Here is a 9528-nt window from a genome sequence, read left to right on the forward strand (position 1 = left end):
GGTAATGACTCCAACTTATTGATAGTGTTTTATGTTCAGATAATGCCCGATGACTTTGTCATGCAGCTCCACCGATTTTGAGAACGACAGCGACTTCCGTCCCAGCCGTGCCAGGTGCTGCCTCAGATTCAGGTTATGCCGCTCAATTCGCTGCGTATATCGCTTGCTGATTACGTGCAGCTTTCCCTTCAGGCGGGATTCATACAGCGGCCAGCCATCCGTCATCCATATCACCACGTCAAAGGGTGACAGCAGGCTCATAAGACGCCCCAGCGTCGCCATAGTGCGTTCACCGAATACGTGCGCAACAACCGTCTTCCGGAGCCTGTCATACGCGTAAAACAGCCAGCGCTGGCGCGATTTAGCCCCGACGTATCCCCACTGTTCGTCCATTTCCGCGCAGACGATGACGTCACTGCCCGGCTGTATGCGCGAGGTTACCGACTGCGGCCTGAGTTTTTTAAATGGCGGAAAATCGTGTTGAGGCCAACGCCCATAATGCGGGCGGTTGCCCGGCATCCAACGCCATTCATGGCCATATCAATGATTTTCTGGTGCGTACCGGGTTGAGAAGCGGTGTAAGTGAACTGCAGTTGCCATGTTTTACGGCAGTGAGAGCAGAGATAGCGCTGATGTCCGGCGGTGCTTTTGCCGTTACGCACCACCCCGTCAGTAGCTGAACAGGAGGGACAGCTGATAGAAACAGAAGCCACTGGAGCACCTCAAAAACACCATCATACACTAAATCAGTAAGTTGGCAGCATCACCTCAGACCCGTTATATAAATCAGTTCGGGGTTATTCACGACTAATCCTGATGACTGTTGGGCATCAGCCATTTTATCTTGTTAACTTCTTTTTCATCAAACATCCTGACGCCTATGCCAGTGCCTATATTTCGTCAGATATTTATAATAAATGGGCAAACACAGGGGTACCGGAACGGCAGGAATATCCCATGGTTATTTGTTACAAGTTTTCAGATGGTCCGCGATTAAAAAATAAACGTAACGATCCGTTACGCTTCCATAATGCCACACAGGTAGTGGATGTTGGGCAAGAAATTAAAATTTTAGATTTAATCAATGATGAACACAGAAATACCATCTGTCATAACCGAAAAGGATACCTCACTTTTTTCCGTCTTCAGTCCCAAATATATAATAGCATTCCTGGAGTGAGAACCAGAACCAGTTCCAATAATTTCACTTACCTCAACACAGAAGAACGTAAGAAAAGGAAAAATAAAAAAGCAAAAATCCAGATACGCAAGTCCGTATAAACAGATGTAATCAATACGCCTAAATGCAGATAAGATGTAATATCTCGACCCGACGGCACAGGTATTTTATATTTTAAAAAAATATCAGATATATATCACACCAATGAATTCCTTCCCGTTTACTTCAGTCAGGCCGTCCCCACCGGATGGCCTTTTTTATTATGCCGAGGCTTATATGAAACATCCTTCGGGCTATGCCCTTATCCGTCGCCATCTGCGACGCTATCCCCGCGCCCTGCGTCAGCATCTTCTCCAGGAACTCAACCAACTCGTCACATACGAACCCGTGATTGGCATTATGGGCAAAACCGGCGTCGGAAAATCCTCGTTGTGTAATGCGCTGTTCCGTAGCGAAGTCTGTGCGGTGAATGCCGTGGAAGCCTGCACCCGGCAGCCACAACGTGTGCGCCTGCGCTTCGGCAGTCATTACCTGACACTGGTGGATTTGCCCGGTGTGGGGGAGAGTATTAGCCGCGACGATGAATACCGTGAGCTGTACCGCGAACTCATGCCGCAACTCGATATGGTGCTGTGGGTGCTGAAGGCCGATGACCGGGCGTTTTCGGTGGAAGAGCATTTTTATCAGGGGGTATTCACACAATACAGCGGACCGCTACCACCGGTGTTGTGGGTCCTCAACCAGGTGGATAAAACCGAACCGGCTGAACAGTGGAACTGGCTGTCGGCACAGCCTTCAGTATCACAGAGTGAGCATATTACGCAGAAGCGCCAGGCCGTCGCCCGTCAGATGGGAACAGCAGAGACGGATATTCTTCCGGTGTCAGTCAGGGGACGGTACCACCTTCCCCGTCTGGTGGAGGCGATGATTACCCGTCTCCCAAAGCAGGCCCGCAGCCCGCTGGTGCCTCACCTGCAGAGCGGGTACCACACCCCCGGCATTATCAGTACCGCCCGCAACAGCTTTGGCGATGCCGTGGTGGAAGTGATTGACGCGGTCATCGACCTGGCCCCGTTGCCGCAGGCTGCACGTTATGCACTTCAGACCGTCACACACACCGTGGCCCGTGCTGCCCGAACCGTCTGGTCCTTCTTCTTTGGCTGACTTCCACATCGATAAGCCTGTCTTCCGTTTCGATAAATAATCTGGCTCTGTCACGATCGATTTTGTCGATCGACCCGATCGGTTTTATTCATCATTCATGATGAATTTCCGGTTATAGAATCCCTCAGGGATACTGTATTCAGCCATTTACTGATTAAAAATCAATGCGATGAATCGCAGGAATGCCTTCATCCGGAGAAAAGTAATGAAAAGGTTTTTTATGGCGCTGACCGCCAGTCTGTTGTTCACCTCACTTCCCTCCCTGGCCGGCAGCGATATGCCCGTTAAAGTGGAGGTCAGCCATGCCGGTCATGAATGCTATGGCTGCGTCTATGTCACCGTGACAGCAAAAACCGACACCGTTATGATAAAGAAAATCGATGTTAACCGGGGAAAATGCCCGATGCTGACACACCGAAAAATAGCCTACAGGGGCCGGAACGTGGATGGCTGGTGGCCCACAGATAAACCGTTCACACCCCGCAAAATGACCTTCGCTGACAGTGTCTTCTGGAAATTTGGTCACACGCTCGACTTTGGTAAAGCCTGCAATTTTGTTGAGGCCAGGGTGTTCACCGACCAGGGCACATTCACCGTCAGCCAGTGATATGGCCAGTATCACTTATCCGCCCTCTTTCTTAACGCGTCTCACCGCCTTCAGGAGAGACCCGTATCGTCTTAACCATCACCCTCAGGGAATACCATGAAAAAGAAAATACTGCTTTCCACTCTTCTGATATCTGCCCTGACTCCGGCAGTGTCACAGGCCTTTGGTAACCGTGATATCTGGGCCAGCGGCTGGGGTCAGGGGATGTCTGAGTTTGTGATTCTGGGGAAAGGACAGTCGCAGCTTTACCTGACCTGCGAAGACACCGGCTCACGAGCGGCCACCATGACCTTCACCGACGCAAACGGTCATCAGGTCAGGATGGATAACGGCCAGTCGCTGGACATGAAAATTGACGATGAGGAGCCTGTCAGCGTCAGTGACAGCGAGTCACATGTGGGCTCAGACAACGTGGCATGGGCATGGGATAAACTGCGCACCGGTAAGCGGGTCATTGTGTCCGGGGAGGGCGTAAAGGCAGCCGTGTTTACGCTTAACGGTGCGGGGAAGGTCCTTCCCGCGTTCGGGGACAGCGGCTGTCTGCCGAAATATGCCCTGCCGTAATAAAGGCCGGTAACGCCTTTTTTCTGAATTCATTCACGCTCACGACAACAGGAACCTCAGTCCATGACGGATATCCCGGCTCAGGCAGAACAAACCCGCCAGCCCTGACCACTGCACCAGTATTTCACACCGCCGACGCCCTGCTCACCTGAGCGGGGTGTTTTCTTTTATTTCTCATCAGGGATCAGATATGCAGAATACTGATAATGCGTCGCTGCCACCCGGCCCCTTCACCCGGGCACAGGCGGAAGCCATGGTCGCACGCTACCTCAACGTCACTGTCGAAGACGACCAGGGCACCCATTTTCGGCTGGTCATACGCGACTGCAGCGAAATGCTGATATGGCGGGACTGGAATTTTGCCCCGCAGGCCGGAGAGATGCTGAACCGCTGTCTCATCAGCGACGGTATCCCTGTGTCACCGCAGCCACTGAGCCACTGAGTGGCGAAGTTCTGCTCATTTTTTTCAACAGAACACAGTCCCCCACAGGCCATGCACCTTCCGGAGCATGGCCTTTCTGCTTTTATGCCCTTTAACCTGATATCAGAGGTATTAACCATGCGCTTAGCCAGCCGTTTTGGTGCGGCCAGTCTCGTACGCCGCGACCGCCCACTGACCCGCGACGAACTGTCCCATTACGTCCCCAGCGTATTCAGTGAAGAAAAGCACGAATCACGCTCAGAACGTTATACGTATATCCCGACCATCACACTGCTTGATAATCTGCAGCGGGAAGGCTTCCAGCCGTTCTTTGCCTGCCAGACCCGCGTTCGCGACCTGAATAAACGCGACCACACAAAGCACATGCTGCGTCTGCGGCGTGAGGGGCAAATCACCGGCAAACAGGTCCCCGAAATCATTCTCCTGAACAGCCACGACGGCTCCAGCTCATACCAGATGCTGCCGGGCCTGTTTCGCTTTGTCTGCCAGAACGGACTTGTCTGTGGCGAAACCTTTGGTGAGGTTCGCGTACCGCACAAGGGCAATGTGGTGGAGAAAGTCATTGAAGGGGCTTATGAGGTGCTGGGGATATTTGACCGGGTGGAGGAGAAGCGGGATGCCATGCAGTCACTGCTACTTCCTCCGCCGGCACAACAGGCGTTTGCCAGAGCCGCCCTGACGTACCGCTTTGGGGAAGAGCACCAGCCGGTGACGGAAGCACAGATTCTGTCTGCGCGACGCTGGCAGGATGAAAGCTCCGACCTGTGGACCACCTACCAGCGTATCCAGGAAAACCTGATTAAAGGCGGCCTGCCGGGCAGAACAACGAAAGGTAAACGGGCCCACACCCGTGCGGTTAACGGCATTGACGGCGACGTGAAGCTCAACCGCGCCCTGTGGGTAATGGCGGAAAGCCTGCTCGGGAGCCTGAAGTAATGCAGTGTATTCCCGGCGGCGTGATTCAGGTTTAGCCACATCCGTTCTCCCTGATCAGTGAGCAAGGCTGCCGCTCCATCTCTGATGCCGACCTGTCCGCCTGGTGCTCTCACCTTCTTTATCGTCCCGGTGAACTCAGCATGTGCAGCGTAAGTATCCCTGAGGGGCACTGGCCCTCACGCTGTGACGAGAATGGCTACGCACAGTCCTGTCCGTCACTTCGTTTCAACAACCCACCTGAAAATACAAAGGAAATCAAATGAACAACATGCTCACCCTGGACGACAATACCGTCGACTCAGCATCCCCGGAACAACAGCACGCAGTCGCAATTGTCTGCACACCTGTACCGGATGAACAGCGCATTGCCTTCTGGCCGCAGCACTTTGGCAGCATTCCACAATGGATAATCCTTGAACCGGCTGTTTTTGCGTGGATGGAGCGTTTCTGTGAGCACTACAGCGGGGGCATCTGGAATTTTTATACGCTGGCCAACGGCGGGGCATATATGGCCCCGGACGCTGACGAAGGCGACGATGAGAAATGGACGCTGTTTAACCCCATGAACGGCAACGGCGCGGAGATGAGCGCTGAAGCCGCCGGGGTTGCGGTCTGTCTCATCGCCTACAGCCACCACGCCTGTCGCACGGAATGCGATGCCATGACCGGACACTATTACCGCCTGCGCGATTACGCGATTAACCACGCTGAATGCAACGCCATTATGCGCATCATTGACTGAGAGAGCTCTGGTATGGAACAACAGTTACCACTATTTGCCGCCTCATTAACGTCATCAGAACAACACACTATCCGGGAAGCCTTAACCCTGCTGGAGTGCCAGCTACGTGAACCCGGCACGTCATTTACCTCCAGCCATGCCGTTCGTGACTGGCTGCGTCTGCAGCTTGCCACACTTGACCGCGAAGCTTTCACCGTCCTGTGGCTTAACAACCAGAATCGACTGATAGCCCACGACACACTGTTCCTGGGGACGATCAACACTGTCACCGTTCACCCGCGTGAGGTCGTTAAATCCGGCCTGAAAAATAACGCTGCCGCAGCCATTCTTGCGCATAACCACCCGTCGGGGGAGGCTGAACCCAGTAAAGCCGACAGGCTGATTACGGAACGTCTGAAACAGGCTCTGGAACTGGTTGACATTCGCCTGCGGGACCATCTGATCATCGGCGGGATGGATATTGTCTCCTTTGCTGAACGCGGCTGGCTCTAAGGAGTAAACAGCGATGAAAATAATCAGCAAACGTCAGGCAATGGCAATATACCGTCAACACCCGCAGTCCCGGTTGTTTCGCTTCTGTACAGGGAAATACGAGTGGTCCGGCAGTATCTGCCACTATGCCGGCCGGGAGGTGCAGGATATCAGTGGTGTGCTGGCTGTATTCGCTGAACGCCGCCAGGACCGTAACGGCCCGTATGTCGTTTTGCGTAGCGTCACGCTCAATTAACCTTAATTAAGGAGCACTAAATTGTCGAATCAACTACCTCCAGTAAACCATGATGTCTCTGAGCCCTGGTGGGGGCTGAAACCGGGCATCACTCCGTGTTTTGGCGCACGACTGGTACAGGAAGGCAACCGCCTGCATTATCTGGCTGATCGGGCCAGTATCGCCGGTGTGTTCAGCGATGCGGATTTACGCCATCTCGATCAGGCATTTCCGGCACTGCTCAAACAGCTGGAATTAATGCTGGTTTCCGGTGAGCTCAATCCCCGCCATCAGCACTGTGTCACGTTATATGCAAAAGGGCTGACCTGTGAAGCAGATTCCCTCGGATCACATGGCTACATTTATACAGCAATGTATCCGACACCAGACAACAGCATAACCCGGTAATCCCACCCCATAATCCCTCATTCTTTTTAACCCGACTTCATTCAGGAACATTTCATTATGCAGACCTTATCCGCCATCCCGACGCGGAAGGCACCGTCACACCCGACGCCCGTTGAAATCTGGCAGCAACTTCTTACGTATCTGTTAAAAAGACATTACGGCCTTTCGCTTAGCGACACGCAATTTTCCGATGAGAAGATTATTACGCAATATATTGACGCCGGTATCTCACTGTCAGATGCACTCAATTTTCTCGTTGAAAAATCTGAACTGGTGCGGATTGATCGTCCCGGTTTCTCCATTAAGCATCAGTCCCCTTTTATCGGGGTGATTGATATTCTCCGGGCCAGACGGGCAACGGGTTTGATGCAACGTAACGGGTATAAAAGGATCACTCTTCTCATCGCTGGAAATGCAGCTCAGGAGCAACATTCATGAAACTATCCCTGACGGCAGAAGCCGATGCTATCAATATACTGGCCCTCAACATGGGTCGTATCATCGTGGATATCGATGGCATTGAACTGAACGACATTATTAACGCGATCTGCGACAACGGATATTCACTTCGTATTGCTGATACCCCCGGAAAGCGGGTTGTTGAAGATCCATTACTACCCGCCGCCCACCTTACCGGTATCCATTGCAGTACCGCGCATATCACCGAAGCCGACAACACCCTGCTGTACAAACAGTCGCATCAGCATGAAGACTTTAGCGAGTCAGAATGGATCCATTTTTCGGGCACCGGCTATCTGCTCCGTCTGAGCGCGTGGTCATTTCCGGTGTTGCGGCTAAAACGCCTCGGTTTGTCGAAAGCCTGTCGTCGTCTGGTGGTAGCACTTATGCGTCGTTACTCCGTCAGCATTATTCATCCTGATGCCTGTGGCGAAGTGCTGCCAGGTTTTCCCACATTTGACTGGTAACCCAACATCAATCACCACAAAAATATCTATTTCCAGAGTTAACCACTGAAATCGCTCTCGATAGTCTGACTGGCTGGCTGGCTGGCTGCAGGACAATATCGATAGCGGTACGAGGATCATCTTCGACAACGACGAAGGCAACACCGGCTCAGCAAAGTTGTTGCCCTGGATTGAACAGGCGCTCAAAGATGTTCGGGATCTCCGCCATCTGCAGCTTCTGCAACAGGCCAGAACAGATTAGCCCCCGAGCCAGACTTATCACACGCACATAAGCGCCAGTCCTGACCGACTGACGTTTTATTTTATAAAAGGAAAGAAACGATGCCAGACCTCACTCTCACCGAACCCGAAATATTAACCGACCATACCGATGTGATTTGCTCGACCAGCATTGAACGCATCGTCACCGGACGTAATGCCGCGCTGGCGCAGATCGAAGAGCTAATGCAACAACTCGACGATATTTCAACCCTGACCCGCAGTATCGGTGGCAAAACCGCGCTGGACTGGGCTATGAAGCAGGACTTTCGCTGTGGCTGCTGGCTGATGGAAAAAAGAGAAACAGCGATGAAAGCCATTACCCGTAATCTCGATCGTGGTATATGGCGCGATTTAATGAAAAAGTCAGGGATGCTTTCCATCATGGACGCTCAGGCGCGTGATCAGTGGTACAGAAACCTTGAGGGAGAGAACATTCCTGCAGTCAGCGAAGCCAACATTCTGAGCACTTTTGAGCAACTGCATCTGAATAAAGGTGATGTGTTTGAGCGGGGTGTCATTAACGTCTTCAAAGGGTTGAGCTGGGATTTTAAGACGAACAGCCCCTGTAAATTTGGAGGGAAAATCATCGTCAGTGGACTAGTCAAATGTGACCGGTGGGGATTTGGGCTTCTCTGGGGCAGGCAACACGATCGGTTAGCTGACCTTGAGCGGATGCTGATGCTTCTGGACGGAAAACCGGTTCCCGACAACCGTGCCGACGTCACCCGTCGTCTCGCCGATCATATCCATGAAAACAGGCACAGCAATCGTTACGAGGATGAGATGTTTGCAATCAAATACTTTCAGAAGGGAACTGCTCATATCACCTTTAAGCGGCAAGAACTGGTCGATAAGCTGAATGACATCATCGCCCGTCACTACCCTGGAATGCTGGCATCCGGACAGTAATCAGGGGCCTGCGCATATGTGAAATGTCAGTACCAGTGCAGTGTTAAACAAACCCCTTGCCAGGTTCGCCTGCTTATGGACAAAATGATACTGGCGTTCCTGGTGCTTTTCTTCTGGTGGTTTGTTACTGGATTCTGTAACGTACCAGGAGCGTCACCAAACAAAGGACCATCATAAAGTATCAACACATCAGCCTGAGGCGAGTATCCCCCTTATCGTCACCGATTCGGGTTTCGGATTCATACCAATCGGGAATGAGGGTACAAATGAGGGTATAAATATAATCAAATCAAAAATTTTGATTGCAAATCATAAAAATAAAACAAAACATCGATTCCGAGTCCGGCACCACTATTTAAAGAACCCGCCCAAAAGGCGGGTTTTTGCTTTTGTAGTTTCTGATAGCTTCCAGTCGATCGTTTTACCCTATTTCTGACCCGCCACCTCTCACAAACACCCCACGTAAACTCAATCTCGCCGTTAACAGCCAACTTCAGTAAGCAGACGCCAGGGATCTATATAAAAATGGGATTCATCGTAACGGGACGTACAGCGGTGGACGATATTGGGGCGGGTAGCAGGACAAGTTTTTCCGTGGTGCGGGATTGCCTGATGCGCTGCGCTTATCAGGCCTACATCCAGGTCACAACGGCTGTGTTCACCACAGACGCAAAAAAGCCCAT

Annotated in this window: 14 protein-coding genes; 13 read left to right on the top strand and 1 reads right to left on the bottom strand. The window is 52.0% G+C overall.

Annotation, left to right across the window (positions count from 1 at the left end):
• Positions 1-15: 15 nt before the first annotated feature.
• Positions 16-713 (bottom strand): IS1-like element IS1B family transposase gene (locus OGV69_RS03475; protein WP_095033700.1). Its coding sequence is split into 2 segments (ribosomal slippage): positions 16-464 and positions 464-713, totalling 699 coding nucleotides; the frame shifts between segments, so codons are not numbered across the junction.
• A 103-nt stretch (positions 714-816) separates the two neighbouring features.
• On the opposite strand from OGV69_RS03475, the gene OGV69_RS03480 reads away from it, so the two are divergent.
• From OGV69_RS03480 to OGV69_RS03545, 13 genes are all read left to right on the top strand, one after another.
• The gene (locus OGV69_RS03480; protein WP_286469095.1) at positions 817-1281 is read left to right on the top strand and encodes a hypothetical protein; all 465 of its coding nucleotides are present in this window, start codon (positions 817-819) and stop codon (positions 1279-1281) included.
• 175 nt (positions 1282-1456) lie between these two features.
• Positions 1457-2344 (top strand): GTPase family protein, encoded by an 888-nt coding sequence (locus OGV69_RS03485; RefSeq protein ID WP_047358715.1) that lies wholly within the window; start codon positions 1457-1459, stop codon positions 2342-2344.
• 205 nt (positions 2345-2549) lie between these two features.
• Positions 2550-2951 (top strand): hypothetical protein, encoded by a 402-nt coding sequence (locus OGV69_RS03490; RefSeq protein WP_047358714.1) that lies wholly within the window; start codon positions 2550-2552, stop codon positions 2949-2951.
• Between the two features lie 96 nt (positions 2952-3047).
• Positions 3048-3515 (top strand): YfjT/YkfB family phage-associated protein, encoded by a 468-nt coding sequence (locus OGV69_RS03495; RefSeq protein WP_047358713.1) that lies wholly within the window; start codon positions 3048-3050, stop codon positions 3513-3515.
• 190 nt (positions 3516-3705) lie between these two features.
• Positions 3706-3957, top strand: coding sequence for a DUF905 family protein (locus OGV69_RS03500; RefSeq protein ID WP_047358712.1), 252 nt, complete (start codon positions 3706-3708; stop codon positions 3955-3957).
• A gap of 117 nt (positions 3958-4074) precedes the next feature.
• Positions 4075-4893, top strand: coding sequence for a DUF932 domain-containing protein (locus OGV69_RS03505; RefSeq protein ID WP_047358711.1), 819 nt, complete (start codon positions 4075-4077; stop codon positions 4891-4893).
• 268 nt (positions 4894-5161) lie between these two features.
• Complete coding sequence (locus OGV69_RS03510) at positions 5162-5635, top strand: antirestriction protein (protein WP_047358733.1); 474 nt, start codon at positions 5162-5164, stop codon at positions 5633-5635.
• Between the two features lie 12 nt (positions 5636-5647).
• Positions 5648-6127: a RadC family protein gene (radC, locus tag OGV69_RS03515; RefSeq protein ID WP_047358710.1), complete on the top strand. Its 480-nt coding sequence runs from the start codon at positions 5648-5650 to the stop codon at positions 6125-6127.
• A 13-nt stretch (positions 6128-6140) separates the two neighbouring features.
• Positions 6141-6362 (top strand): DUF987 domain-containing protein, encoded by a 222-nt coding sequence (locus OGV69_RS03520; RefSeq protein ID WP_047358709.1) that lies wholly within the window; start codon positions 6141-6143, stop codon positions 6360-6362.
• Positions 6363-6383: 21 nt separating this feature from the next.
• Entirely contained in the window at positions 6384-6749 is a 366-nt protein-coding gene (locus OGV69_RS03525; RefSeq protein ID WP_047358708.1) for a type IV toxin-antitoxin system YeeU family antitoxin, read from the top strand.
• Positions 6750-6806: 57 nt separating this feature from the next.
• Positions 6807-7187, top strand: a complete 381-nt coding sequence (locus OGV69_RS03530) for a TA system toxin CbtA family protein (protein WP_047358707.1) — start codon at positions 6807-6809, stop codon at positions 7185-7187.
• Positions 7184-7675 (top strand): DUF5983 family protein, encoded by a 492-nt coding sequence (locus OGV69_RS03535; protein WP_047358706.1) that lies wholly within the window; start codon positions 7184-7186, stop codon positions 7673-7675. Before OGV69_RS03530 ends, OGV69_RS03535 begins: the two co-directional genes overlap by 4 nt.
• 321 nt (positions 7676-7996) lie before the next feature.
• A complete protein-coding gene (locus OGV69_RS03545) occupies positions 7997-8845 on the top strand; it encodes a DUF4942 domain-containing protein (protein ID WP_047358705.1) in 849 nt (282 codons plus the stop codon).
• Positions 8846-9528 lie beyond the last annotated feature (683 nt).

The sequence above is a fragment of the Citrobacter sp. Cc139 genome (assembly GCF_030334645.1).
GTDB classification, from domain to species: Bacteria; Pseudomonadota; Gammaproteobacteria; order Enterobacterales; family Enterobacteriaceae; genus Citrobacter; species Citrobacter werkmanii.

Coding starts and splice junctions, on each gene's coding strand:
- OGV69_RS03480 (WP_286469095.1), top strand. CDS start 817: ATGACTGTTGGGCATCAGCCATTTTATCTTGTTAACTTCTTTTTCATC.
- OGV69_RS03485 (WP_047358715.1), top strand. CDS start 1,457: ATGAAACATCCTTCGGGCTATGCCCTTATCCGTCGCCATCTGCGACGC.
- OGV69_RS03490 (WP_047358714.1), top strand. CDS start 2,550: ATGAAAAGGTTTTTTATGGCGCTGACCGCCAGTCTGTTGTTCACCTCA.
- OGV69_RS03495 (WP_047358713.1), top strand. CDS start 3,048: ATGAAAAAGAAAATACTGCTTTCCACTCTTCTGATATCTGCCCTGACT.
- OGV69_RS03500 (WP_047358712.1), top strand. CDS start 3,706: ATGCAGAATACTGATAATGCGTCGCTGCCACCCGGCCCCTTCACCCGG.
- OGV69_RS03505 (WP_047358711.1), top strand. CDS start 4,075: ATGCGCTTAGCCAGCCGTTTTGGTGCGGCCAGTCTCGTACGCCGCGAC.
- OGV69_RS03510 (WP_047358733.1), top strand. CDS start 5,162: ATGCTCACCCTGGACGACAATACCGTCGACTCAGCATCCCCGGAACAA.
- radC (WP_047358710.1), top strand. CDS start 5,648: ATGGAACAACAGTTACCACTATTTGCCGCCTCATTAACGTCATCAGAA.
- OGV69_RS03520 (WP_047358709.1), top strand. CDS start 6,141: ATGAAAATAATCAGCAAACGTCAGGCAATGGCAATATACCGTCAACAC.
- OGV69_RS03530 (WP_047358707.1), top strand. CDS start 6,807: ATGCAGACCTTATCCGCCATCCCGACGCGGAAGGCACCGTCACACCCG.
- OGV69_RS03535 (WP_047358706.1), top strand. CDS start 7,184: ATGAAACTATCCCTGACGGCAGAAGCCGATGCTATCAATATACTGGCC.
- OGV69_RS03545 (WP_047358705.1), top strand. CDS start 7,997: ATGCCAGACCTCACTCTCACCGAACCCGAAATATTAACCGACCATACC.